Below are 23,621 nucleotides of genomic sequence, written 5' to 3' on the forward strand. Positions count from 1 at the left end.
GCCGGTCGTGGCGTCTTGGTGGACGTGCGCCACAGTTCGGACGGCCCGGCCGTCATCCGCTTCCGCGCGGCGGGGCTCGCCCTCCTCCTCGCGCATCTGCTGTTCGTCGGCTGGCTGACCCTGCGCCCGCTGGACGTGCCCTGGACGACTGCGGCAAACCTCCGGCCGTTCGCCGGGATCAGGGCGGATCTGGCCCTGGCTCCGGCCGAGGCCGCCCGCCGTATCGGCGAGGGGCTCCTGCTGCTGGCTCCGCTGGGCATACTGCTGCCGATGGCGGGCGGCCGGCTGAGGGTCTCCCCGTGGGCATCGCTGGCCCGTACGGTCGCGGCGGGCGCGCTGATCTCCATGGCCATCGAGCTCGCGCAGACGGGCGTACCGGGCCAGGTCGTCGACGTCGACTCGCTGCTGCTGAACACCGCCGGGGTCGCGCTGGCGCATCTGCTGGTGGTCCCGCTGTCCAGGGCCCGGCTGCGCCGGGGCAACCGGGCCGGGGCCGGTGACCTGTCCCGCATCGGGAACGGGCTCCGTACGTTCCGGAGCGAAGCCCCTCAGGGGTCGCCCCCGACGATTACCAGGGTCGGCGTCGCCCCGTAGAGCGATGCTTTGTCCCCCTTCGCGGAGCGACTATGGAGGTACCGGGAGCGCGACGGAACCGCTCCCCGAAACGGTTCGCGAAGGAGCCCACCATGGCCGCACTTGTCCGCCCCGTCGAGGGACGCATGATCGGTGGAGTGTGCGCGGCGCTGGCACGGCGCTTCGGCACCTCGGCAACGACGATGCGTGTCATCTTCCTGGTGTCGTGCCTGCTGCCCGGCCCGCAGTTCCTGCTCTACCTGGCGCTGTGGGTCCTGCTGCCCTCGGAGAAGTCCCCGGCCGCGACGGCCTGGTGACCGCGGCACCCCCCGGGAACAGCTGTGGGGCGCACACCCTCGCCGGGTGTGCGCCCCACAGGCGTGTGCGGGTGTGATTCAGCCGCCGATCGGCAGGACACCGGTCAGCCCGCCGGCGGGGAGGCCGCCGAGCAGGTTCGTGCCGGGGGCCGAGAGGTCGCTGCTGCCGCGCTGCTGCTGGTCGAGCAGGTTGCCGGCGGCCTGCTGCACGGCGGGCAGCGCGTCCGTCACGGAGTCGAGGGCGACACCGGCGGGCAGTGCGGCAGCCGCGGCGTCGACGGGCACGGCGACGGCGGAGGCGCTGCCCGCGCCGGCGGCGGCGAAAGCGGCACCGAGAGCGGCGACACCGAGGGTCCTGACAGCAGACTGCTTCATGTGACATTCATCCTTGGGGAAGGGGATGTGAGCGGCTCTGCAACGTAGTCAGCGAAGCACTCCCGCCGCAAACATGCCGGAACACGGAAAACGGCCGGGATTCGAGATTCCCGGCCGCTCCCGTGCGCAATTCCTCAGCCCGCCGCGAAGGAAGAACCGCTGGTCGCGGCGGTCTGACGGAAGAGCCACTCGGATTTCAGTTCCGCATATCCGGGCTTCACGACGTCATTGATCATCGCCAGACGTTCATCGAAAGGAATGAATGCTGATTTCATCGCATTGACGGTGAACCACTGCATGTCGTCGAGTGTGTATCCGAATGTCTCGGTCAGCCGCTCGAATTCCCGGCTCATGCTCGTACCGCTCATCAGCCGGTTGTCCGTGTTCACGGTGACCCGGAAGTGCAGCTTTCGCAGGAGCCCGATGGGGTGCTCGGCGTACGAGGCCGCGGCGCCCGTCTGGAGGTTGGACGTCGGGCAGAGCTCCAGCGGGATGCGCTTGTCGCGCACGTAGGAGGCGAGGCGGCCGAGGGTCACGCTGCCGTCGTCGGCGATCTCGATGTCGTCGATGATGCGCACACCGTGGCCGAGCCGGTCCGCGCCGCACCACTGGAGGGCCTGCCAGATCGACGGGAGGCCGAAGGCCTCGCCCGCGTGGATGGTGAAGTGGTTGTTCTCGCGCTTGAGGTACTCGAACGCGTCGAGGTGCCGGGTGGGCGGGAAGCCCGCCTCGGCGCCCGCGATGTCGAAGCCCACCACACCCAGGTCGCGGTAGCGGTTGGCGAGTTCGGCGATCTCCAGGGCGCGGGCGGCGTGCCGCATCGCGGTGAGCAGGGCGCCGACCCGGATGCGGTGGCCGTTGGCCCGCGCCCGGTGCTCGCCCTCGCGGAAACCGTCGTTGACCGCCTCCACCACCTCTTCGAGGGACAGGCCGGCGGTGAGGTGCTGCTCGGGCGCGTACCGCACCTCGGCGTAGACGACGCCGTCCTCGGCGAGGTCCTCGGCGCACTCGGCGGCCACCCGGAACAGCGCGTCGCGGGTCTGCATGACGGCGCAGGTGTGCGCGAAGGTCTCCAGGTAGCGCTCCAGGGAGCCGGAGTCGGCCGCCTCGCGGAACCAGACGCCCAGCTTGTCGGGTTCGGTCTCGGGCAGGGCCTCGTAACCCTGCGCGAGGGCCAGCTCGACGATGGTGCCGGGGCGCAGGCCGCCGTCGAGATGGTCGTGGAGCAGCACCTTGGGTGCGCGGCGGATCTGGTCGGGACCGGGGACATCCGGGCTCTGGCTCGTCATCTGGGCACTGTAGCGCCTACGCGCGTAGAACACCGAGCGCCGATGCGTAACAGTGACCGCGAAGCCAGATGGAATACACCTGCCCTTCTGACACTGTTCTGTCATGGCACAGCGCGTACTTCCCCTGCCTGCCGCCAGGCTGGGACGGGCCGTCCTCACGGCCGGAGCAGCAACCGAGGTCAGCGGCGTGGTCCTGCTGCTCCCCGACGGCGAGACCGACTCCCGGCGCCGTCCTTCCACCCTTTCGTACGCGGCGCAGCTGCCGTTCGCCCGGACCCTGGCCCGCACGGGCCGGGCCGACGGGCTCGCGGTGCACGTGGTGCGCTACCGCACCCGGGGCTGGAACGACGGCGCCGATCCGGCGGCCGACGCCCTGTGGGCCGCCGACGAGGTCGTCCGCCGCTACGGCGACATCCCCGTCTGCCTCGCCGGGCACGGCATGGGCGGCAGGGCGGCCCTGCGCGGCGCGGGACACCCCGCCGTCAACTCCGTGCTGGCGATGGCCCCCTGGCTGCCGGAGGGTGCGGAACCCGAGCCGGTGAAGCAGCTGGCCGGACGCCGGGTGCTGATCGTGCACGGCACGAACGACGCGCGCACCGATCCGGAGCTCTCCTACCGGCTGGCGGAGCGGGCGAAGAAGTCCAACCGCGACACCTGCCGCTTCGAGGTGCACTCGGACGGGCACGCCCTGCGTCAGCACCGCGCCGAAGTCGTCGCGCTGGCAGCGGACTTCATAGGGGGCTCACTGTTCGCGCGGTCGTACGCCCGCCCGGTCGCGGACGCGTTCGCCGCTCCCCCGCCGCTGGGGCTGCGGATGCCGCTGGCGGCGGGCTTCGGGCGCTCGCTGCGGCACTGAGGGGCGCCCGCGGAACCCGCACCAAGGGGCCGCGGGAGGCACCGGGGCGCCCGTCCCGGCGCTGGGACGGGCGTCGGGACGGACGCCGGGATCAGTCCGGCAGCAGGCTCCCCCGGCGGGAAAGCAGGAAGCGCTTGAAGGCGGCCACCGGCGGCGTGTCGGGGTGGCCGTCCAGCCAGGCCACCCCGATCTCCCGGGCCGCGCGCGGAGCCGTGACCGTCAGCTCGACCACACCGGGCCGGGCGACGGCGGGCGGCGGCAGCAGGGCCACCCCGAGCCCGGCGGCGACCAGGCCGCGCAGGGTCTCCGCCTCCTCGCCCTCGAAGGCCACGCGCGGGGTGAACCCGGCCTCGGCACACAGGTCGTCGGTGATCCGCCGCAGCCCGTAACCGGGTTCGAGGGTGACGAAGGTTTCGTCGGCGGCCTCGGCCAGGCGGACGCGCCGACGGCCGGCGAGGCGGTGGTCGTCGGGGACGACCAGGCGCAGCCGCTGCTCGTCCAGCCGCCGGGCGACGAGGTCGGGGGCGTCGGGCACGGGCGAGGTGAGGCAGAGGTCGAGGTCGCCGGCCCGCAGGCGCTCGAGCATGGCCTCGCCGTAGTTCTGCACGAGCTGGAAGCGGACGCGGGGGTGGTCCACCCGGAAGGCGCGGATCAGGGCGGGCACGGTCTCGGAGCCCATGGTGTGCAGGAAGCCGAAGGCCACCTTGCCCGCCGTGGGGTCGGCGTCCGCCCGCACCGAGTCGGCGGCCTTCTCCACCTCCGCCAGGGCGCGTTCGGCGGAGCCGAGGAAGGTGCGGCCCGCGGGGGTGAGCGAGACGGTGCGGCCCCGGCGGGCGAACAGGGCGACCCCCAGGTCCTGTTCCAGCCTCACCATGGCCCGCGACAGCGTCGACTGGGGGACGCCGAGCTCCTGCGCGGCGCGGGTGACGTGCTCGTGGCGGGCCACCGCCTCGAAGTACGCGAGGCGGGGGGCGAGCACGGCCCGGATGTCTTCTTCGTAACTGCTCGGTGACAGCCGGGGCTGTGAGCTGTATTGATGCACCATGGGAACGATTATCGGCGTTTCATGCATTGGACGCATGAAACCGTGCGGTCTACGTTCGACCCATGCCTCCTGCCAGTACCGGGGCGTCCACCATCGTGCTGGACGCCGCCGTTCCGTCATCCGCCGCCGTCGCCACCCCGCCCCTCCGGGACCGCCTCACCCCCGGTGGTCCCGGCTACCGCCGGATGAGTTTCGCCCTCTTCGCCGCGGGGATCGCGACCTTCGCCCTCCTCTACTCCACCCAGGCCCTGCTGCCCGCCGTCTCCGCCTCCTTCGGCGCCACGGCCGGGCAGGCGAGCTGGACGGTTTCCGCGGCCACCGGTGCGCTGGCGCTGTGCGTCCTGCCGCTGAGCGCCCTCTCGGAGCGCTTCGGCCGGCGCCAGATGATGACGGCCTCCCTGGCGGTCGCCGTGGTGATCGGGCTGCTCGTCCCCTTCGCCCCGTCGCTCGGCTGGCTGATCGCGCTGCGCGCCGTCCAGGGCGCGGCCCTGGCCGGACTGCCCGCCTCGGCGATGGCGTACCTGGCGGAGGAGGTGCGGCCCAAGGCACTGGTGGCCGCCATCGGCCTGTTCGTGGCGGGCAACAGCATCGGGGGCATGAGCGGTCGCATCCTGGCGGGCTGGATCGCCCAGCTGTGGGGCTGGCGTGTGGCACTGGGCGCGATCGGGCTGCTCGCGGTGACCTGCGCGGTGGTCTTCCGCCTCATGATCCCCAAGGCCCGGTTCTTCACCCCTGCCACGCTCAACCCGAAGGCCCTCGCGAGGACCGTCACCGGTCACCTCTCCGACCCGCTGCTGCGCCGGCTGTACGCGATCGGCGCACTGTTCATGACGGTCTTCGGCGCGGTCTACACCGTCATCGGCTACCGGCTCGTCGAGGAGCCCTTCAGCCTCCCGCAGGGCGTCGTCGGCTCGATCTTCCTGGTCTACCTCGTCGGCACGCTCTCCTCCGCCGCCGCGGGCCGGCTGGTCGGGCGGCTGGGGCGCCGGGGCGCGCTGTACCTCGCCGTCTCCACGACCGCCGCGGGTCTGCTGCTCTCCCTGGCCGAACAGCTGGCCGCCGTCCTGGCCGGGCTCGTCCTGATCACGGCCGGTTTCTTCGCGGGCCACGCGGTCGCCTCGTCCTCGGTGAGCCGTACGGCGACGTCGGGGCGCGCCCAGGCGTCGGCGCTGTACCAGTCCGCCTACTACCTGGGCTCCAGCGCGGGCGGCACGCTCGGCGCCGTCGCCTTCCACACCGGAGGCTGGGCCGGCACGGTCGCGCTGGGCGTCCTCGCGGTCCTCGGCGTCCTGTCGATCACCCTGTTCGGCAGCCGGGCGGCCAGGACCGAGCGGCTCCGGGCCGCCTCCCCGGCACCGGTGCACAACTGAGACCTTCCCGGCACAACCACGGCTCCCCGACGCACGTCCAACAAGCGGAGACACACCGCTGGGCGAACGCGAAGGGGAGCAGGCGTACATGAGAATCATGGGGAAGATGTCCGGCATACAGGTGCGGCGCGGTGCCGTCCTGTCGGTCGCCGGACTGGTGGCCGCACCGGCCCTGGTCCTGGGCACCGGGACGGCCGCCCAGGCGGCGTCCTGCACGGCGGCCAAGGGGCCGTACCAGAAGCAGGTGGAGAAGTGGCTGGGCCGGACGGCCGACGGCAAGCAGTCGGTGGCCGACTGCAAGGCCATCCGCTCCTTCCAGGTGGCGAAGGGCATCACCCCCGCCATCGGGTACGCCGGACCGGTCACGTGGCGCACGATGAAGACGATCACCGCCCAGAAGGCGGCCGGCAAGACCCCCAACGCCGGGAAGAACTGCCCCACCAACAAGGGCCGCATCGCGTGCGTGGACCTGACCCGGCAGCTGAGCTGGATCCAGGACGGCTCCAAGCTGAAGTTCGGCCCGGTCCCGGTACGCACGGGGCGCAACGGTGCCGAGACGCGGACGGGCTCCAAGAAGATCTACTGGCGCAACATCGACCACTGGTCGACGCTCTACGACGTGTCCATGCCGTACGCCCAGTTCTTCGACGGCGGGCAGGCGTTCCACTCCGTCACCAAGTCCATGTACAACAACCCGGGCTCGGCAGGCTGCGTCAACATGCGCCCCGCGGACGCGAAGTCATACTGGAACCTGTTGAAGAACGGCGACGACGTCTTCGTCTACGGACGCAAGCCCGGCACCTGAGCAGCGGTTTCCACGCTTCCCACCCCGGTTGTCAGTGCCCTGCGGTAGCTTCCACAGTGCTGAGTGAGCGGTGTCACAGCGCAACAGGGGTGAAGCGATGAGTGATCTGACAGCGGCGGCGGATGTCGACACCCGCCTCGAGGGACACCGGGTCGAGCTGACCGGTTACTGCTACCGGATGCTCGGCTCGGCCTTCGAGGCGGAGGACGCGGTCCAGGAGACGCTGGTGCGTGCCTGGCGCAACTTCGAGAAGTTCGAGGGCCGTTCCTCGCTGCGCTCCTGGCTGTACAGGATCGCCACGAACGTCTGCCTCGACATGCTGAACGCGGGCAACAAGCGGGCCAGACCCGTGGATCTGACCGGTCCGACCCCGCTCGCCCAGGCGGCGCTGAACCCCCTCCCGGAGAACACCTGGCTGGAGCCGATGCCCGACGGCCGGATCCTGCCGTCGGTGGCGGACCCGGCGGAGGCCGCGGTGGCGCGTGAGTCGGTGCGCCTGGCGTTCGTGGCCGCCCTCCAGCACCTGCCGCCCAAGCAGCGTGTGGTGCTGATCCTGCGCGAGGTTCTGGCGTGGAAGGCGAGCGAGGTCGCCGAGCTGCTGGACACGTCGGTGGCCTCGGTCAACAGTGCTCTGCAGCGGGCCAGGGCCACCCTGGCGGACACGGACAGCACCGCCCCGGACACCGCGAATCCCCTGGACGAGGAGCAGCGCAAGCTGCTGGACCGCTACGTGGCGGCCTTCGAGGGGTACGACATGGCGGCGCTGACGGCGTTGCTCCACGAGGACGCGGTGATGACCATGCCGCCGTTCGACCTCTGGCTCCAGGGACACGACGACATCGCGGGCTTCATGCTCACCATCGGTGCGAGCTGCGCGGGCTCCCGGCTGGTGGCGACGGAGGCCAACGGAACCCCGGCCTTCGCCCACTACAAGCCGAATCCGGACGGGCCGGGCTTCGTCCCGTGGGCGCTACAGGTCATCGACATCTCGGACGGTTCCATCACGGGGATGCACTGCTTCCTGGACACCCAGCGCTGGTTCCCGCTGTTCGGGCTCCCGGACCACCTGGAGGCCGACGCGTGAGACCGGCGCGTCCCCTGGTGATCACCTGGGCCCTCCTGGTGGCGTGCGGCTGGGGGGTCACGCTGTGGCTGGGCGAACCGTCCGCCACGGCGGGCCCGGGACCCGCCTCCGCCGTCCCGGCCGACAACCCCGAACCGGGCCCGCAGCCGGAGGGCTCGTGCCCGACGGCGGCACCCTCGCCCTCGGGCTCGCCGAGCGCCGTCGCGTCGCTCGCGAAGGTCCCGGAGGGTTACCAGGCCCCACCCGACAGGCAGTACATCTGCACCACGGTCGTACGCGATCACGCCACGGCCCGCTGAGCGCGGATCACTCCGTGACCGGCCGGACGTTGCGCACCACATCGGTCAGACCCACCAGGTCGAGCAGGGCCCCGAGTTCGTCCGGGACGTTACGCAGCCGCAGCTCGACGCCTCCGGCCCTGCGGGCGACGAGCCCCAGCCGGGCGATCGCCTCGACCAGGGTCAGGTCCGGGTGCACGACACCGCCCACGTCGCAGTCCACGACAGCCACAGCCGGGGCGCCGCTCAGCAGCGCCTCCAGCTCGGCACAGAGGCCCGGCACATCGGCGCGGGTGACGCGGCCGGTGAGGACGAGGGCGTTCGGGGTCAGGGCATCCACACCAGGGAGACCGGCGGGAGGCCCGAAACTCATCGGCTCGCGCGCACGTGCGCCTCAGCTCACCGGGAAGATCCCCGTGTCCAGGTCCAGCCCGAACGGCTTCGGCAGCGTCAGAGTCTCGCCGTACTCGACCGCTTCCAGAACCCGGTAGGTGCCGTCGCTCGGCTCTCCGTACAGGGTCGCGGTCGGGCGCCCGGTGTGCCACGGGTCGAGCAGCAGGAACAGCTCGATGCCGGCCTTCGCGTACCCGTGCGCCTTGCCGATGCGGTCGTGATTGGCGTTGGCCGGTGAGGTGATCTCCACGACGAGCCGGACCTCCTCAGCCGGTACGCGATTGCCGGGCCCGGACGCGATCGCCCGGGGAAGGACGACGAGATCGGGGATGTACAGCCCGGCCCGTCCGGGCACGGAGACGCCGAGCGTCCGGTAGATCTCCCAGTCCTCCGGGATGACGGTGTAGAGCCTGCGCTGAAGCAGCGCCGCTGTGGTGTTGTGGTCCTTGGACGGCGGTGGCGACACGGTGACGATCCCCTCGATGATCTCCACCTTGCAGCCCTCGGGTGCGTCCGTCTCCTCCCAGATCCGGACGAGGTCGTCCCAGTCCTGGCCGTGGCCCGGCCCGGGATCGACGGGGAGTGCGCTCATGGCGGTCTCCTCTTATCGGTGCGTCACCGATAACAGCATGCCGAACGGGACCGGTGGTGGTCCACCGGCCCCGTTCACCCAAAAGGGAAAGCCGCAGGTCAGGCGATACGTTCCCGTACGACCGGCGTGGCGGTGAAGGGGGTGCCTGCGGGGGCGATGTCGTACGAGCCGGGCAGCGCTTTCAGGGCGTACTCGAACTTCTCGGGGGTGTCCGTGTGCAGGGTCAGCAGCGGCTGGCCCTCGGTCACCGTGTCGCCCGGCTTGGCGTGCAGTTCGATGCCCGCGCCGGCCTGCACCGGGTCCTCCTTGCGGGCGCGGCCCGCACCGAGGCGCCAGGCGGCGACGCCGACGTCGTACGCGTCGAGGCGCGTCAGCACGCCCGAGGACGGGGCGCTGATGACGTGCTGCTCGCGGGCGACGGGGAGTTCGGCGTCCGGGTCGCCGCCCTGGGCGGAGATCATCCGGCGCCACACGTCCATCGCGGAGCCGTCGGCCAGGGCCTTCTCCGGGTCGGCGTCCTTGAGTCCGGCTGCGTCGAGCATCTCGCGGGCGAGGGCGAGGGTCAGGTCGATGACGTCCTTCGGGCCGCCCCCGGCGAGGACCTCGACGGACTCGCGCACCTCCAGGGCGTTGCCCGCGGTGAGGCCGAGCGGGGTCGCCATGTCGGTGAGCAGCGCCACGGTCCGTACGCCGCTGTCGGTGCCCAGCGCGACCATGGTGGAGGCCAGTTCGCGGGCGTCCTCGATGGTCTTCATGAAGGCGCCGGAGCCGACCTTGACGTCCAGGACGAGCGCGCCGGTACCCTCGGCGATCTTCTTGGACATGATCGAGCTGGCGATGAGCGGGATGGCCTCGACGGTTCCCGTGACGTCGCGCAGCGCGTAGAGCTTCTTGTCGGCGGGTGCGAGGCCGTCGCCGGCCGCGCAGATCACGGCACCGGTGGTGTCCAGCACGTCGAGCATCTCGGCGTTGGAGAGGTGGGCCCGCCAGCCGGGGATGGACTCCAGCTTGTCGAGGGTGCCACCGGTGTGGCCGAGGCCCCGGCCGCTGAGCTGCGGCACGGCGGCGCCACAGGCGGCGACCAGCGGGGCGAGCGGCAGGGTGATCTTGTCGCCGACGCCACCGGTGGAGTGCTTGTCGGTGGTGGGACGCGAGAGCGCGCCGAAGTCCATCCGCTCTCCGGAGGCGATCATCGCGGCGGTCCAGCGGGCGATCTCGGTGCGGTTCATGCCGTTCAGCAGGATGGCCATGGCCAGCGCGGACATCTGCTCGTCGGCGACCTCGCCGCGGGTGTACGCGTCGATGACCCAGTCGATCTGCTCAGGGCTGAGCTCGCCTCGGTCCCGCTTGGTGCGGATGACGGAGATGGCGTCCATGGGAGGGGAGTCCTTCCGGCCGGAGGGGTGGGCGAGAGTCTGACTGACTCTACGCGCATAGAGAGTGAAGGGTCCGCCAGGCCGTCCGGGACGGGCCGGCGGACCCGTCCCGGAGGCTGTCGTCAGCCCAGGTGCTGCGGCCCGAAGGCCTGCGGCAGCATCTCGTCGAGCGTACGGAGACCGTCGGGGGTCTCCAGGATGAGGCCGGGCCCGCCGAACTCGTACAGCAGCTGCCTGCACCGCCCGCACGGCACGAGCACCGAACCGGTGCCGTCCACGCAGGTGAAGTGGGTCAGCCGGCCGCCGCCCGTGACAGCCAGCTGGGAGACGAGCCCGCACTCGGCGCACAGGCCGATGCCGTACGAGGCGTTCTCGACGTTGCATCCGGTGATGGTGCGACCGTCGTCGACGAGGGCGGCCACGCCGACCGGATAGCCCGAGTACGGGGCGTACGCCCGGGACATCGCGTCCCGGGCCGCCTCGCGCAGCGCTTCCCAGTCGACGGGCACGGGTGCCGTCACTTGCCCTCGCCCTTGCGGTACGGCACACCGTCCGCCTTCGGCATGCGCAGCCGTTGCGCGGACAGGGCGAGCACCAGCAGCGTCGTGACGTACGGAGCCGCGTCGACGAACTGGCTCGGGACCTGGTCGGTGAGGGCGTACCAGGTGAACAGCGCACCGGAGACGACCGCCGAGATCAGCGCGGGCAGGTACTTCTTCCGGTACAGCTGCCAGAAGACGACGATCACCAGGAGGATCGCCAGGAGCAGCAGCATCGCGTGGACGTTCTCGGCACCGCCGCGGAGCTTGAGGCTGTCGGTGAAGCCGAAGAGCCCCGCGCCCAGCGCCATGCCACCGGGCATCCAGTTGCCGAAGATCATCGCGGCGAGGCCGATGTATCCCCGGCCGCCGGTCTGGCCCTCCTGGTAGATGCTGGTGGCGACGATGGCCAGGAAGGCGCCGCCGAGTCCCGCCAGACCGCCCGAGATCGTCACGGCGATGTACTTGTACTTGTAGACGTTCACACCGAGGGTCTCGGCCGCCACGGGGCTCTCACCGCAGGAACGCAGCCGCAGGCCGAAGGCGGTGCGCCACAGCACCCACCAGGTGACGGGGATGAGCAGCAGGGCCACGACGGTCAGCAGCGAGAGTCCGGTGACCAGGCCGCCGATGATGCCGGCGAGGTCGGAGACGAAGAACCAGTGGTGCTGTTGCAGGTCCTGCATCCAGTCCGACAGCCCCGGGATGGTGATCTTGTCGATCTCCTCGAGCCGCGGTGACTGCTTGGAGGACCCGCCGGGCTCCTCGGCGAAGGTGAAGTTCGAGAGGTAGCGGGTGACACCCACGGCGAGGATGTTGATGGCCACACCGGAGACGATGTGGTTCACGCCGAAGGTGACGGTGATGACCGCGTGCAGCAGACCACCCAGCGCGCCGCCGAGGATGCCGAACAGGACGCCCACCCAGGGGCCCCACTGGAAACCGGCCCAGGCACCGAACCAGGTGCCGAGGATCATCATGCCTTCGAGACCGATGTTGACGACACCGGCCCGCTCGGCCCAGAGCCCGCCGAGGCCCGCGAGTCCGATCGGCACCGCGAGTTCGAGGGCGCCGCTCACCTGGCCCACGGAGGTCACGTCGTCCGCGCCGCTGATGAGGCGCACCAGCGAGACGAGGGCGAGCGCACCGGCGATGATCAGGAGGACGACGGGCAGGGACAGCTTGCGCCGTCCGCCGCCCTTCGGGGCGGCGACGCGTGCGGCGGAGACTTTGCTGGTACTCACAGGGCCGCCTCCTTCTCGGTGGTGAGGGCGTGGCCGGCGGCGAGTTCCTCGCCGACCTTCTGCTGCTGGCGACGGGTCCCGTAACGCCGGACGAGCTCGTAGCTGACGACGACCGAGATCACGATCAGGCCCTGCATGATCGTGGCGATCTCCTTCTCGAAGCCGAACTGGTCGAGCGGGGACGACGCCTTGTCCAGGAAGGCGATCAGCAGCGCGCTGAGGGCGATGCCCACCGGGTGGTTACGGCCGAGCAGCGCGATGGTGATGCCCGTGAAGCCGAGGCCCACCGGGAAGTCGAGGCTGTAGGTGTGCGTGTCGCCCAGCAGCGTCGGCATGCCGACGAGACCGGCGATCGCACCCGAGATCAGCATCGAGGTCAGGATCATCTTCTTCGCGTCCACACCGGACGCCTGGGCGGCGCTCTCGCTGGCGCCCGTGGCACGCAGGTCGAAGCCGAACCGGGTGCGGTTGAGGGCGAACCAGTAGACGAGGCCGCAGCCGGCGGCGACGAAGGTGAATCCGTAGATGTCACCGGCCTCGGGGCTCAGGGTGACACCGGGGAACCATCCGGCTTCCGGGATCTCACCGGTCGTCAGGTTGTTGGAGCCCGCCGCCTGGTCACCGAAGTTCTGCGGCAGGATCAGCCAGGCGATCAGCGAGGTCGAGATGGAGTTGAGCATGATCGTCGAGACGACCTCGCTCACTCCGCGCGTGGTCTTCAGGATGCCCGCGATGCCCGCCCAGAAGGCACCGACCAGCATCGCGACGACGACGATCAGCGCGATCTGGAGCGGCCCGGGCAGGCTGACACTGGCGCCGACCAGGGCGGCCATCATCGCGGCGAGGCGGTACTGGCCGTCGACGCCGATGTTGAAGAGGTTCATCCGGAAGCCGACCGCGACCGCGAGCGCGGCGAGGTAGTACGTGCCGGCCTGGTTGATGATCAGGACCTGGACATCGCTGTACGACACCTGCTCGAACAGCAGCCGGTACAGCTCGAACGGGTCCCGGTCGGAGATGAGCAGCACCACGGTGCTGAGCGCGAAGGCGACGACCAGGGCGAGTACGGGGCCTGCGAAGCCCAGGATCAGCCGGTCCTTGTCGAATTTCTTCATCAGGCCTCGTCCTCCGGTGCTGCTTCGAGGTGACCTGCGGCGGCTCCGGTCATGGCCGAGCCCAGTTCCTCGGGTGTGATGGTGGCGGGGTCGGCGTCCGCGACCAGCCGGCCGCGGTACATGACGCGCAGGGTGTCGGAGAGCCCGATGAGCTCGTCCAGGTCCGCCGAGATGAGCAGGACGGCGAGCCCTTCGCGGCGCGCCTCGCGGATCTGGTCCCAGATCTGCGCCTGCGCGCCGACGTCCACGCCACGGGTGGGGTGGGCGGCGATGAGGAGCTTCGGCTGATGGCTCATCTCACGGCCGACGATCAGCTTCTGCTGGTTGCCGCCGGAGAGGGAGGCCGCCGTGACCTCGATGCCCGGGGTGCGCACGTCGTACTCGCGCACGATCCGCTCGGTGTCGGCGCGTGCCGCCTTGGGGTCGAGCAGCCAGCCCTTGCTGTTGGGCTTCTCCGTGACGTGGCCGAGGATCCGGTTCTCCCAGAGCGGGGCGTCCAGCAGCACGCCGTGGCGGTGGCGGTCCTCGGGGATGTAGCCGAGTCCTCCCTCACGCCTCTTGCGCGTCGGGGTGCGCGTGATGTCGTCGGTGTCCAGCGTGACGACGCCGCTGTCCGGGCTCCGCATGCCCACGAGGGCCTCGATGAGCTCGGTCTGCCCGTTGCCCTCGACGCCCGCGATGCCGAGGACCTCGCCCTTGTGGATGGTGAAGCCGACGTCGGACAGGACGTCGCGGACGACGCCGTCCGGGTCCGTCACGCTGAGGGAGAGTCCCTCGACGCGCAGCATCGGCACGTCCGTCACCGTGGACTCGCGGGTCTCCGGGGAGGGGAGCTCGCTGCCGACCATCAGCTCCGCGAGCTGCTTGGTGGTGGTGTGCGCGGGATCGGCGGTGCCGACCGTCGTGCCCCGGCGGATCACGGTGATCTCGTCGGCGACGGAGAGCACCTCGCCGAGCTTGTGGGAGATGAAGATGACGGTGAGGCCCTCGGCCTTGAGCTCGCGGAGGTTCGCGAAGAGCGCGTCCACCTCCTGCGGGACGAGCACGGCGGTCGGCTCGTCGAGGATGAGGATGCGGGCGCCGCGGTAGAGGACCTTGAGGATCTCCACGCGCTGGCGGTCGGCGACCCCGAGGTCCTCGACGAGGGCGTCGGGCCGGACCCCCAGGCCGTACGCGTCGGAGATCTCCTTGATCTTCTTGCGCGCGGCCGAGCCGATGCCGTGCAGCTTCTCGCCGCCGAGGACGACGTTCTCCAGGACGGTGAAGTTGTCGGCGAGCATGAAGTGCTGATGGACCATGCCGATGCCGCGCGCGATGGCGTCACCGGGGTTGCCGAACGAGACCTGCTCGCCGTCCACGGCGATGGTGCCCTCGTCCGGCTTCTGCATGCCGTAGAGGATCTTCATCAGGGTGGACTTACCGGCGCCGTTCTCACCGACGAGGGCGTGGACCGTTCCCTTGCGTACGGCGATGCCGATGTCGTGGTTGGCCACGACGCCGGGGAAGCGCTTGGTGATGCCGTGCAGTTCTACGGCGGGGGGACTGCTGGACGCGTTGATGACGCACTCTCCTTGGCCGGACAGGAGCGGGGGCACAGGGGCAGAGGGGCGGGGTGAAGTTATCGCGCCTGAGGGCTGTCTACACGCGTAGCGCTGCCGAATCGTAAAGCGTAGAACCACGGCACGGCCCGGACACCGGGTCAGGAGCCTGTGCGAACAGGGCACTGCGACGGGCACAACTTCTTCGATGAGCACCCCACGGGCCCGGAGCGGCGGCGGTCCGCACTCCGGGCCCACGGGAAACCAGCCTGACGACCGGAGCCGTTACGGGGCGGTCTTGACGGTGATCTTGCCGTCGATGATCTCCTGCTTCGCCTTGTCCACGGCGGCGATGACGTCGGTCATCTTGGTGAAGGCCGGGTTGGACATGGCCAGGCCGACGCCGTCCTTGTCGAGGCCGTAGCGGATCTCACCGGACTCCGGCTTGCCGTCCTGGACCGACTTGATCAGGTTGAAGACCGAGTCCTCGACGTCCTTGGTGACCGAGGTGAGGATCGACTCCTTGTAGTCGGCGAGACCCGCCTGGTTGTACTGGTCGGAGTCGACGCCGATGTTCCACTTGCCGGCCTTGGAGACGGCCTCGATGGCACCGGAACCGGCCAGACCGGCCGCCGAGTAGATCACGTCGGCGCCCTTGTCGAGCTGGCCCTGGGCGGCGGCCTTGCCGAGGTCGGGCTTGGAGAAGCCGTCGAAGTTCGGCGGCTGCGTCAGGTACTGCGGGACGACCTTGACCGAGGAGTCGGTGTCCTTGACGCCCTGCTCGAAGCCGGCCTGGAACTTCTTGATCAGCGGGGTCTCGACGCCACCGATGAAGCCGACCGTCTTGGTCTTGGTGACCTTGGCGGCGGCGACACCCGCGAGGTAGGAGCCCTGCTCCTCGTTGAAGACGATGTTCGCGATGTTGTCGCCGGTCACCGAGGCGTCGTCGATGATGCCGAAGGTGATCTTCGGGAACTTCGGCGCGACCTTCTTGATGGCGGGCGCGTAGGCGAAGCCGACACCGATCACCGGGTTGTTCCCGGCGCGGGCGAGCGAGGTCAGCCGCTGGACCTTGTCCGCGTCCGACTCACCCTCGGAGGGCTCGGCCTCGGTGCCCTTGACACCGAGGTCCTTCTCGGCACGGGCGAGGCCGGCGTAGGCGGCGTCGTTGAACGACTGGTCGCCGCGGCCACCGATGTCGTAGGCGATGGCCGTCTTGTCGGCCTTGGAGTCGGACGACGTACCGCTGTCCGACGACGAGTCGCCACAGGCGCTGACGCTCAGCGCGAGTGCCGCGGACATGACGCCCACGGTGGCAATCCTGGTGATCCGGCGCAAGGGAAGGCTCCTTCAAACCTGACCGAAGCGCCTCTTCCGGCGCTGGTTTCGCCGCGATCGTAACGCGCGTAGATGTCAGATAAGGACCTGTACGGAAGCCGTTATCGGATCGTCGCGAACAGAAGGTGTCCAGAGCCCTTACGCGCCATTGACGGATCGGGCCGCGCCGCCGGCCGGCACCCCGGCCGGCGGCGCGGGAACCGGGCGGTCCGGGGGCGGTCCGGAGGTGGGCCCGGGGCCGCCGCCGGACACCGCTCCGGGCGGACGGACGGCGGTTCCCGGGCCTCTGCCGCGCGCGGGAACGGCACTGGTCAGGCGTCCAGCAGGGCGGCGGCGGTGAACAGCTCCACGCCGACCGTGATGGCTTCCTCGTCGACGTCGAAGTTGCCCCGGTGCAGGTCGAGGCCCCGCGTGTCCCCGAGCGGGCGTACACCCAGCCTGGCCATGGCTCCGGGGATCTTCTCCAGGTACCAGGAGAAGTCCTCGCCGCCGAGACTCTGCTCGGTGTCCTCGATCGCATACGATCCGCGGCGGACGGTCATCGCCGCGTCGAGCAGGCCGATCGTCTCGGCCTCGTTCACCACGGGCGGCACGCCCCGCACGTAGTCGATCACGGTCTTGGCCCGGTACATTCCGGCCACTTCGTCGATCGCCGCGTGCACCAGGTCGGGTGCCTGGCGCCAGCTCTCCAGATCGAGGCAGCGGACCGTCCCGGACAGCTCGGCGTGCTGCGGGATGACGTTGGGCGCGTGGCCCGTCTGGAGCCGCCCCCAGGTGACCGCGAGCCCGGCCCGGGCGTCCACACGCCGGGCGAGCAGCGCGGGCACGTCGGTGGCGACGCGGGCCGCCGCGGTGACCAGGTCGGTGGTGAGGTGGGGGCGGGCGGTGTGTCCGCCGGGCCCGTCGAGGGAGATCTCCACCCGGTCGCAGGCCGAGGTGATGGGGCCGATCCGGAGACCGATCTTCCCGACGTCGACCTTGGGGTCGCAGTGCACCCCGATGATCCGCCCGACACCTTCCAGCACGCCGGCCGCGACCGCGTCGGCGGCCCCGCCGGGCAGCACTTCCTCGGCGGGCTGGAACAGCAGCCGCACGGGACGGGGCAGCAGACCCTGACGGTCGAGCTCGCTGAGCACGAGGCCGGCACCCAGGACACACACGGTGTGGACGTCGTGGCCGCAGGCGTGCGCCCGGTCTGGCACGGTGGACCGGTAGCTGACCCCGGCCTTGGTGTCCGGGATCGGCAGTGCGTCGATGTCCCCGCGCAACGCCAGCATGGGCGTCACACCGTCCCACTCCCCCACGTCACAGATGAGCCCCGTGCCGCCGGGCAGTACCTCGGGCTCCAGCCCCGCCTTCTCCAGCCGTGCCTTGATGGCGGCGGTGGTGCGGAACTCCTGGTTGCCGAGCTCGGGGTGCATGTGCAGATCACGGCGGAAGGCGATGAGCTCGGCACGCAGTTCGTCGGTCAGGGTGCCGGGCATGGCAGCCTCGGCGTGGGGCGCGCGGGACTTCAACAGGTTCACCCAGTCAAGGGTAGGCCCCCACCACCCACAACTGGCCACAGATCAACAAAAGTTCAGCCGCTTAGAGGAACAAAAAGCCGCGCCGGGACGTGTGGCGCTCGGCCAGGGTGGGTAAACTCGCCCGTTTTCCCCCACTCCCCTCCAGCTTCCTCACGTGTCCCCCTTCGCCTCGCCGCCGTCCTGCCGTCATCCGGGCCTCGTTCCGGCCCGGCTCCGCCCTGGCCCCGCCCCGCCGGCAGTCTGAGCGCCTCGGCCCTCGCGCGGGTCCCGGCCCCGGGGTCCCGAGGCACGGGCGCCGGGCCGCGACCGGTGCGCGTACAGCCGAACGGGTGAACCGGCAGTCCCGGAGCCCGGGACCCGGGTGCCGGGACGCGAGCCCCGGGGCCGGGTCAGGAGACGAGGGTCTGTTCCGCCAGTTCCCTCAGCTTCACCGTGCACAGCCCGCCCCGCTCGGTCCTGACGTCGGTGACCTGGAGCTGGGTGCCCGGGGCGAGGATGTACTCCTCCTCGCCGGTGAAGGCCGAGTAGTCGCGGATGCCCACCGCCCGCGCGGGGGTCACCTCGAACATCGTCCGCCTGCCGCGACTGCCGAGGAAGGCGCGGGCCACGGACCGTTCGGACGTGCACGAGGACACGCCCCACCAGGTCACCGTGCGGCCGAGCGGGTACTGCGCGCGCAGATCGAGCGACACCCCTCGCCAGAGCGGCTGCGTGTGGACGGGGAGCTCCGACACCGCCGAGAACAGCAGCCGCAGGTACGGGAGATAAGGGACGGCCTTCGCCCGGTCCGGGGAGCGCAGCACGGCGTTGATCTCGCGGTAGAACGCGGACTCGCAGGTGTAGAGGTGGAGCGCGGCGATCGCGTCGGCGGACAGCTCGCCCGGGGCCTCGTCCGCACGTCTCTTGCCGAACTCGCGCGACCGCTCGGCGTGCCGGCCGATGCCGGCCAGCAGGGAGACGACGGGGCTGACGGCGTCCTGGAAGTCCAGCAGCGGGGTGTCGAACACTCCGGTGAGGGGCGGCAGGACGAGGCCCTCGTCCTTGACCCCCGCCAGCCGGTCCAGATAGAGCTGGTGCAGCTCCATGGTCGAGGCGATGAACGCGCCCATGCGCGCCGAGACGTCCTCGCCGGCGCCCTCGGCCCCCTCGTCCGCCGTGTTCCACCCCTTGCTGGGCAGCCAGTCGACCTCGTCCGCGCCCATCGCCGCGAGCGCGGCGTTGACCGTGCCGAAGTGCTCGCCGTCGCAGAAGATGTCGCCCTGCGCCGCCGGGTTGGGGTGGTCGATGTGCCGGACCTCCACCCCCGGGTACTTCTTCTGGAGACGGGTCACGACGGTCTTGAGGCTGCGCGCGTGGGCGCCCCACCACGCGAAGACGACGTAGCGGTCCTCCTCGCCTGCGCTCTGCTTGGCCCTGAGGATCTCCTCGACGATCCGCTCGACGGCGGGACGCCAGAACTTGGTGTGCCGGTCCGTCGCCATCACCCCGTCGCTGCTGGCTGTCAGTGCCGCGTTCAGCAGGAGGACCCCCTGCGTCAGCATGGCCTGGAACCATTCCGGCGGCTGGACGGTGTCCTGTTCCTTCAGGAGCGCCCGCACATCGGCGATCGGGGTCTTCTTCGGTATGCCGTACTTCCACATCGCCGCGGCCTTGATGATGCAGCGGATGCTGACGACTCTGCCGAACTGGCTGTCCTTCCAGTCGTGGAAGGTGTTGTCGAACATGGCGATGCCCGTCGCGCTCTCCGGGCGCGGATAGGGGTTCTGGCCGAAGACGACGACCTTCCACTTGTGCGGCGGGTTGGGCTTGAGCGCCTGGAAGGTCAGCTCCCGCACGGGGACGACCCCCGGGCCGCGGTCCGGGCCGATGAAATCGGCCGCTTCAGGGTGCGCTTCGACGACCGGCTTCAGCAGCGGGAGCCACGGCTCGCCGCCGCCCGCGAAGAGCTCGGTGAGCGCGAGCGGGTCGTCGGGGCCGGGCTGGGCAGGGGTGCTGGCATCGCTCATGGTGGAGGCGCTCCGCGGTGTCGATCCGTGCTGGGGCAGGCGTGTCGGCGAGCCCGGCGGCATACGCATCGGCCCCGCAGACGACGAGTTATATCCCCGGCCACTGACAACCGTCCGCCGGTGCCCGCCGGCCGCGGCGCGCGGCCCGCCAGAGCTGCCGCGGGCCGCCTGAGCGGGCATCAACTTCCCACGTCGGAGGCGTTGTCAGTGGGGGCCTATAGCGTTCGGACCAGTGGAGAGGCCACCTGCCGATCGGAGTGAATGATGACCGCGAGCCGGGTGCAGTCGCCCCCTGTCCGGGTGGTCCTGACCGACCTCAACCCTGACGTGGTGGAGGCGTGGCGGGCGGCCTTCGCCGACGAGCCCGGGATCGAGATCCGCCAGGGCTCGATCCTCGCCGAGAAGGTCGACGCCTGGGTCAACCCGACCAACGCGCGGGGGCGGATGGACGGAGGTGTCGACGCGGCCGTCAAGCGGCACCTGGGCGCGGGCGTCCAGCTGCGGGTGCAGCGGGCGATCCGCGACGGCTTCGCGGGGAACCTGCCCGTGGGCAGCGCCGTGTGCGTCCCCTCCGGAGCGGTCGTGCCGAAGTTCCTCATACCGACGCCGACGATGCAGGGGTCCTCGCAGAACGTGAGCGCGACCCTGAACGTGGCGCTGGCCTGCGCCGCCGCCTTCCAGGCGGTCCACCAGCAGAACAGGAGGGAGCCCGGCAGCATCGCGTCGGTGGCGCTGGTCGGCATGGGCGCCCGCACCGGCCGGGTTCCGGCGCGGGTCTGCGCGAACCTGATGTGGACGGGCTACACCCTGTACAACGACCATCGCTTCGAGGACTACGACGAGCTCCGCAGCACGATCGTCGCGCAGCTCGACGACCTGGAGTCCGCGCCCGCGGCGCAGCGGGTCCGCATCGACCCGGCGAGGCGCGGCACGGGCCGCCGCTGACCGGCCCGGCCGGAGCTTCCCTCCGCGACCGGGAGGCTCAACGGGGCGCTTTCCACGGGTCCGTCGGCGGGCGCAGGCCGAAGGTGCCCCGGAGTCGCGCTTGGACCGCCTTCAGCTCCTTGACGCCTTTGTCGAACGTCCGCCACCCCTCGTACGCCTGCTCGGTCTCCTGGCGTGACCACAGGAGGCTCACGTCCGGTGACGAGTCCAGGACGGCCTGCGCGCCGTCCTCCAGGTGCCCGAGGGCGGTCCACCACTCGGTCTGGGTCCTGGTGTCGGGAATGGTGCCGGGCCACCGTGCCGCTTCGGTCGCGTCGAAAAGGGGACCGAAGTCCACGGTGACGTATCCCAGTTCGTCGGGGGTGCGGTCGGCCTGGACCGTCACGATCTCGCCGATCAGGTCGACCATCGCCGACTCGCCCCCGAACTCGTACCAGGTGGTGACGACCTCGGCGATCTGCGCGGCCGTACTGGGCGATGCGGCCACGCTCGGCTCCGCGACCGGCGCGGCAGTGGTGGGCGCGGCCGTGGCCGTGGCGGCGGAGGGTCCTGCCGCATCGGTGCTCCGGTCCGTCCCGGAGCCGCCTCCCGAACAGCCCGCGAGCAGCACGGCGGTGACGACCAGGAGCGGAAGGACCCCCACCCGTCCGGACCGGTTCATCGCGGTCCCCGGGTGCCCGGCCGGGCGGACGTGCCGGCTGCGGAGCGCCCTGTGCGGCCCGCTTGGGCGGCCCGCGCGGGCCGCCCGGCCGAACGGCTCCGTGGACCCCTTCCCCACCCCGACTCGGCTTCCTGACAGCACACTTCCCCCTCGTCCGGCACGGTGATCCGCTCTCCGGATCACCTCTCCGACGCTAGGGTGGGGCCACGCATTCCACCAGCGACTGGATCGCATGGCAGCCATGCCTCGTGGGAATGTGGCGAGCGAAGGGACCGGCGGTGTTCGAGACCGACGCGCTGCGGCTGCTGGTGACGGTGGCCAGGACTGGTTCGTTCACCAAGGCTGCGCTCCACCTCAACTACACCCAGTCGGCGGTCTCCCGGCGCATCGCGACGCTGGAGCAGGAGGCGGGCGGGCCGCTCTTCGAGCGGCTTCCGCGAGGCGTCCGGCTGAACCCGGCGGGCCATGCCCTGCACCGCCACGCCATGGAGGTGCTGGACCGCCTGTCACGGGCCGAGCAGGAGCTGTCCGCGCTGCATGCGGGCGACGGCGGGCTGCTGCACCTGGGTGCCTTCCCCACCGCCAACATCTCGCTGGTGCCGACCGCTCTGCGGGCGTTCCGGCAGGCCAGAGGGGGTGTCGAGGTCATGGCGGTCGAGGGCGCCAGCGGCGTCCTGACGGCCGGACTCGCGGACGGGGCGCTGGACGTGGCCGTCGTCAGCGACTACCCGTCCGGACTGCCCTCGGGCGACGGGGTCACGACGACCCCGCTGTGCGAGGACGACCTGCTCGTCGCCCTCTCCCGGGAGCACCGCCTGGCGGGCTCGGCCGTGATCGACCTGGCCGAACTGAGCGACGAGGCATGGCTCCAGAGCGCGTACGGGGACCGGCCCACGATGCTCGCCGACGCCTGTGCCCGGGCCGGGTTCACCCCCAGGAAGGTCATCCGGATAGCGGAGTGGACGGGAAAGTTCGGTTACGCCGCCGCCGGTCTCGGGGTCGCGCTGGTTCCGTCGCTGGCCGCCCGGGCGGTACCGGACGGGATCGTCCTGCGCCGGCTCACCGACCCCGCCCTGCGCCGGACCGTGCACGTCGCCCTGCCCGCCGCACCCCTGCCGTCGGCACTGGTCCTGCGTGATCTTCTCCGGGAGAGCTGCCGGCCGGAGCCGGTACGGGAGCGGGACGCGTCCGGGTGGGCGGACCGCTCCTGAACAGGGCCCGCCCCCGGGGCCCTGCCCGCGCCTGCGTCACCACGGCGGCAGTCGGCGACGCAGCCTCCCTCCTCCCTCGCCGAGGGGGCCGGACACGGTCTCACGCCTCCGTCACCGCGGTGGCCCGCCACGGGGCCAGCCGCTGCACGTCGCGCGCCGTCTCCGTGACCCCGCTCAGGAAGCCCTGTGCGCGCGGTGACGCCGTGTCGCGCAGCCACTCGGGCGCTATGTCGCACACCGCGACCTTCACCCCCGTGCCCGCCAGAGCCAGCGGAAGGGTGTGGACCACGGTGGAGGGAAAGCTCAGCACCGTGTGACCGACGGGGCCCCTGCGGGCGATGAGTTCGAGCGGCAGGTCAGGGCGGACGATCTCCAGGCCGGTGGCGGCCTCCAGGGCGTGGAGCTTGTCGGCCGACTCCCTGCGATGGGCGAAGTAGCGCGTCGCACCGTGGGTGCGCGCCAGGGAGGTGACGGCCTCCTCGTAGGGGACCGGGTCGACCACGCCCGTCTCGACCAGGGAGGTGCCGACCAGGTCGGCGCCCTTGGTGATGAGTGGCGGGCCGAAGCGTTCCCGGGTCCAGGCGAACGTGTTCGCCGTGACCTCGATGTCGGAGGGTGCCTCCACCGGCATCGCGGTGAAGACCTCCACCGAGCGGGTCGCCGAGGGGGTGAAGCTGCGGCGGGCCGCGGAGGTGACGGGGGCCAGGAGCAGCTCGCGCGGCCCTCCGTTCCCCCGGCGGTGCCACCGCACGAGGCGTTCCCCGCGCGCCAGCTGGGCGACGAACTCCATGGTGGCCGTTCCGTCGTCGACCACCGTGATACGGCGGGTGCGGACCAGGGTGAGGAGCAGTTGCACGTACCGGGAGAAGGGGTCGCCGATGACGATGCGGTCGGCCCTGCGGATCAGGCCGGTGAGGGCCCGCAGGGCCTTCAGGGGCGCGCCGGTCTCCCCGCGCGCCTCCTGCCAGCGGACGGTGATGCCCTCGTCGCGGGCCAGCTCCGCCATCCTGCGCAGCTGTCCGCGCGACATCGGGTCGACCGGGGGGAGGACGACGACGGTGGTGTCGTCTCCTCCCCGGATGTGGGTCCACTCCAGGACGTTCAGGAGCTGGACCGGGCTCTCGACGAAGGCGAGGTTCACCGGT

24 protein-coding genes are annotated in these 23,621 nt (G+C 71.1%); 9 read left to right on the plus strand and 15 right to left on the minus strand.

The features are described from left to right. The first annotated feature begins 18 nt into the window (after positions 1-18). Together ACFY8O_RS03945 and ACFY8O_RS03950 are read left to right on the plus strand one after the other, a co-directional pair. On the plus strand, positions 19-594 hold the full coding sequence (locus ACFY8O_RS03945; protein ID WP_387898541.1) for a VanZ family protein: 576 nt from the start codon (positions 19-21) through the stop codon (positions 592-594). Positions 595-686: 92 nt separating this feature from the next. Further along, positions 687-890, plus strand: a complete 204-nt coding sequence (locus ACFY8O_RS03950; protein WP_145803784.1) for a PspC domain-containing protein — start codon at positions 687-689, stop codon at positions 888-890. Between the two features lie 78 nt (positions 891-968). Here ACFY8O_RS03950 and ACFY8O_RS03955 read toward each other — a convergent pair whose 3' ends face one another. Continuing rightward, positions 969-1,265 carry a hypothetical protein gene (locus ACFY8O_RS03955; RefSeq protein ID WP_145803786.1) on the minus strand — a complete coding sequence of 99 codons (297 nt, stop codon included), beginning with the start codon at positions 1,263-1,265 and terminating at the stop codon, positions 969-971. Between the two features lie 134 nt (positions 1,266-1,399). Continuing rightward, entirely contained in the window at positions 1,400-2,554 is a 1,155-nt protein-coding gene (locus ACFY8O_RS03960) for an adenosine deaminase (RefSeq protein ID WP_387898545.1), read from the minus strand. 103 nt (positions 2,555-2,657) lie between these two features. On the opposite strand from ACFY8O_RS03960, the gene ACFY8O_RS03965 reads away from it, so the two are divergent. Then, positions 2,658-3,410 carry an alpha/beta hydrolase gene (locus ACFY8O_RS03965; protein WP_387898548.1) on the plus strand — a complete coding sequence of 251 codons (753 nt, stop codon included), beginning with the start codon at positions 2,658-2,660 and terminating at the stop codon, positions 3,408-3,410. Positions 3,411-3,501: 91 nt separating this feature from the next. On the opposite strand, the gene ACFY8O_RS03970 is transcribed toward ACFY8O_RS03965, so the two are convergent. Beyond that, positions 3,502-4,455: a LysR family transcriptional regulator gene (locus ACFY8O_RS03970; RefSeq protein WP_145803790.1), complete on the minus strand. Its 954-nt coding sequence runs from the start codon at positions 4,453-4,455 to the stop codon at positions 3,502-3,504. 62 nt (positions 4,456-4,517) lie between these two features. Here ACFY8O_RS03970 and ACFY8O_RS03975 point away from each other — a divergent pair, with 62 nt between their 5' ends. The 4 genes from ACFY8O_RS03975 (at position 4,518) to ACFY8O_RS03990 (ending at position 8,013) form a co-directional block, all read left to right on the plus strand. Continuing rightward, positions 4,518-5,825 carry an MFS transporter gene (locus ACFY8O_RS03975; protein WP_387898551.1) on the plus strand — a complete coding sequence of 436 codons (1,308 nt, stop codon included), beginning with the start codon at positions 4,518-4,520 and terminating at the stop codon, positions 5,823-5,825. 88 nt (positions 5,826-5,913) lie between these two features. Next, positions 5,914-6,630, plus strand: a complete 717-nt coding sequence (locus tag ACFY8O_RS03980; RefSeq protein ID WP_387898554.1) for a L,D-transpeptidase — start codon at positions 5,914-5,916, stop codon at positions 6,628-6,630. Between the two features lie 70 nt (positions 6,631-6,700). Next, the gene (locus tag ACFY8O_RS03985) at positions 6,701-7,714 is read left to right on the plus strand and encodes a sigma-70 family RNA polymerase sigma factor (protein ID WP_387898557.1); all 1,014 of its coding nucleotides are present in this window, start codon (positions 6,701-6,703) and stop codon (positions 7,712-7,714) included. Next, a complete protein-coding gene (locus ACFY8O_RS03990; RefSeq protein ID WP_387898559.1) occupies positions 7,711-8,013 on the plus strand; it encodes a hypothetical protein in 303 nt (100 codons plus the stop codon). Before ACFY8O_RS03985 ends, ACFY8O_RS03990 begins: the two co-directional genes overlap by 4 nt. A 7-nt stretch (positions 8,014-8,020) precedes the next feature. Here ACFY8O_RS03990 and ACFY8O_RS03995 read toward each other — a convergent pair whose 3' ends face one another. The 10 genes from ACFY8O_RS03995 to ACFY8O_RS04040 form a co-directional block, all read right to left on the minus strand. Continuing rightward, positions 8,021-8,365, minus strand: a complete 345-nt coding sequence (locus tag ACFY8O_RS03995) for an STAS domain-containing protein (RefSeq protein WP_387898561.1) — start codon at positions 8,363-8,365, stop codon at positions 8,021-8,023. Between the two features lie 21 nt (positions 8,366-8,386). Continuing rightward, a complete protein-coding gene (locus ACFY8O_RS04000) occupies positions 8,387-8,977 on the minus strand; it encodes a Uma2 family endonuclease (RefSeq protein WP_145803802.1) in 591 nt (196 codons plus the stop codon). A 98-nt stretch (positions 8,978-9,075) separates the two neighbouring features. Next, entirely contained in the window at positions 9,076-10,353 is a 1,278-nt protein-coding gene (locus ACFY8O_RS04005) for a thymidine phosphorylase (RefSeq protein WP_145803804.1), read from the minus strand. Positions 10,354-10,475: 122 nt separating this feature from the next. After that, on the minus strand, positions 10,476-10,874 hold the full coding sequence (locus ACFY8O_RS04010) for a cytidine deaminase (protein ID WP_145803806.1): 399 nt from the start codon (positions 10,872-10,874) through the stop codon (positions 10,476-10,478). Further along, positions 10,871-12,136 (minus strand): ABC transporter permease, encoded by a 1,266-nt coding sequence (locus ACFY8O_RS04015; protein WP_145803808.1) that lies wholly within the window; start codon positions 12,134-12,136, stop codon positions 10,871-10,873. The genes ACFY8O_RS04010 and ACFY8O_RS04015 overlap by 4 nt, the downstream gene beginning before the upstream one ends. Then, complete coding sequence (locus tag ACFY8O_RS04020) at positions 12,133-13,251, minus strand: ABC transporter permease (RefSeq protein WP_145803810.1); 1,119 nt, start codon at positions 13,249-13,251, stop codon at positions 12,133-12,135. Before ACFY8O_RS04020 ends, ACFY8O_RS04015 begins: the two co-directional genes overlap by 4 nt. Further along, on the minus strand, positions 13,251-14,834 hold the full coding sequence (locus tag ACFY8O_RS04025; RefSeq protein ID WP_387899566.1) for an ABC transporter ATP-binding protein: 1,584 nt from the start codon (positions 14,832-14,834) through the stop codon (positions 13,251-13,253). Before ACFY8O_RS04025 ends, ACFY8O_RS04020 begins: the two co-directional genes overlap by 1 nt. A 240-nt stretch (positions 14,835-15,074) precedes the next feature. Then, the gene (locus tag ACFY8O_RS04030; RefSeq protein ID WP_145803812.1) at positions 15,075-16,127 is read right to left on the minus strand and encodes a BMP family lipoprotein; all 1,053 of its coding nucleotides are present in this window, start codon (positions 16,125-16,127) and stop codon (positions 15,075-15,077) included. A 311-nt stretch (positions 16,128-16,438) separates the two neighbouring features. Further along, positions 16,439-17,653, minus strand: coding sequence for an amidohydrolase (locus ACFY8O_RS04035; protein ID WP_387898569.1), 1,215 nt, complete (start codon positions 17,651-17,653; stop codon positions 16,439-16,441). Positions 17,654-18,042: 389 nt separating this feature from the next. After that, positions 18,043-19,659, minus strand: a complete 1,617-nt coding sequence (locus tag ACFY8O_RS04040) for an ADP-ribosyltransferase domain-containing protein (RefSeq protein WP_387898572.1) — start codon at positions 19,657-19,659, stop codon at positions 18,043-18,045. A gap of 264 nt (positions 19,660-19,923) precedes the next feature. Between ACFY8O_RS04040 and ACFY8O_RS04045 the strand changes: the two genes are divergently transcribed. Beyond that, positions 19,924-20,604: a macro domain-containing protein gene (locus tag ACFY8O_RS04045; protein ID WP_387898575.1), complete on the plus strand. Its 681-nt coding sequence runs from the start codon at positions 19,924-19,926 to the stop codon at positions 20,602-20,604. A gap of 37 nt (positions 20,605-20,641) precedes the next feature. On the opposite strand, the gene ACFY8O_RS04050 is transcribed toward ACFY8O_RS04045, so the two are convergent. Continuing rightward, on the minus strand, positions 20,642-21,265 hold the full coding sequence (locus tag ACFY8O_RS04050) for a hypothetical protein (protein ID WP_387898578.1): 624 nt from the start codon (positions 21,263-21,265) through the stop codon (positions 20,642-20,644). Positions 21,266-21,543: 278 nt separating this feature from the next. Here ACFY8O_RS04050 and ACFY8O_RS04055 point away from each other — a divergent pair, with 278 nt between their 5' ends. After that, positions 21,544-22,476, plus strand: a complete 933-nt coding sequence (locus ACFY8O_RS04055) for a LysR family transcriptional regulator (RefSeq protein WP_387898581.1) — start codon at positions 21,544-21,546, stop codon at positions 22,474-22,476. A gap of 100 nt (positions 22,477-22,576) precedes the next feature. Here the strand turns inward: ACFY8O_RS04055 and ACFY8O_RS04060 are convergent, their stop codons facing one another. Further along, on the minus strand, positions 22,577-23,617 hold the full coding sequence (locus tag ACFY8O_RS04060) for a hypothetical protein (RefSeq protein ID WP_387898584.1): 1,041 nt from the start codon (positions 23,615-23,617) through the stop codon (positions 22,577-22,579). Positions 23,618-23,621: the final 4 nt, after the last annotated feature.

The sequence above is a fragment of the Streptomyces argenteolus genome (assembly GCF_042902585.1).
GTDB classification, from domain to species: Bacteria; Actinomycetota; Actinomycetes; order Streptomycetales; family Streptomycetaceae; genus Streptomyces; species Streptomyces argenteolus.

What these genes read in the sequence shown, in the direction of transcription:
- ACFY8O_RS04005 (WP_145803804.1), bottom strand. Translation starts at nt 10,353, where the DNA reads ATGGACGCCATCTCCGTCATCCGCACCAAGCGGGACCGAGGCGAGCTC.
- ACFY8O_RS03975 (WP_387898551.1), top strand. Translation starts at nt 4,518, where the DNA reads ATGCCTCCTGCCAGTACCGGGGCGTCCACCATCGTGCTGGACGCCGCC.
- ACFY8O_RS03955 (WP_145803786.1), bottom strand. Translation starts at nt 1,265, where the DNA reads ATGAAGCAGTCTGCTGTCAGGACCCTCGGTGTCGCCGCTCTCGGTGCC.
- ACFY8O_RS04000 (WP_145803802.1), bottom strand. Translation starts at nt 8,977, where the DNA reads ATGAGCGCACTCCCCGTCGATCCCGGGCCGGGCCACGGCCAGGACTGG.
- ACFY8O_RS04020 (WP_145803810.1), bottom strand. Translation starts at nt 13,251, where the DNA reads ATGAAGAAATTCGACAAGGACCGGCTGATCCTGGGCTTCGCAGGCCCC.
- ACFY8O_RS04045 (WP_387898575.1), top strand. Translation starts at nt 19,924, where the DNA reads ATGACCGCGAGCCGGGTGCAGTCGCCCCCTGTCCGGGTGGTCCTGACC.
- ACFY8O_RS03965 (WP_387898548.1), top strand. Translation starts at nt 2,658, where the DNA reads ATGGCACAGCGCGTACTTCCCCTGCCTGCCGCCAGGCTGGGACGGGCC.
- ACFY8O_RS03995 (WP_387898561.1), bottom strand. Translation starts at nt 8,365, where the DNA reads ATGAGTTTCGGGCCTCCCGCCGGTCTCCCTGGTGTGGATGCCCTGACC.
- ACFY8O_RS03970 (WP_145803790.1), bottom strand. Translation starts at nt 4,455, where the DNA reads ATGGTGCATCAATACAGCTCACAGCCCCGGCTGTCACCGAGCAGTTAC.
- ACFY8O_RS03950 (WP_145803784.1), top strand. Translation starts at nt 687, where the DNA reads ATGGCCGCACTTGTCCGCCCCGTCGAGGGACGCATGATCGGTGGAGTG.
- ACFY8O_RS03980 (WP_387898554.1), top strand. Translation starts at nt 5,914, where the DNA reads ATGAGAATCATGGGGAAGATGTCCGGCATACAGGTGCGGCGCGGTGCC.
- ACFY8O_RS04050 (WP_387898578.1), bottom strand. Translation starts at nt 21,265, where the DNA reads ATGAACCGGTCCGGACGGGTGGGGGTCCTTCCGCTCCTGGTCGTCACC.
- ACFY8O_RS03960 (WP_387898545.1), bottom strand. Translation starts at nt 2,554, where the DNA reads ATGACGAGCCAGAGCCCGGATGTCCCCGGTCCCGACCAGATCCGCCGC.
- ACFY8O_RS04040 (WP_387898572.1), bottom strand. Translation starts at nt 19,659, where the DNA reads ATGAGCGATGCCAGCACCCCTGCCCAGCCCGGCCCCGACGACCCGCTC.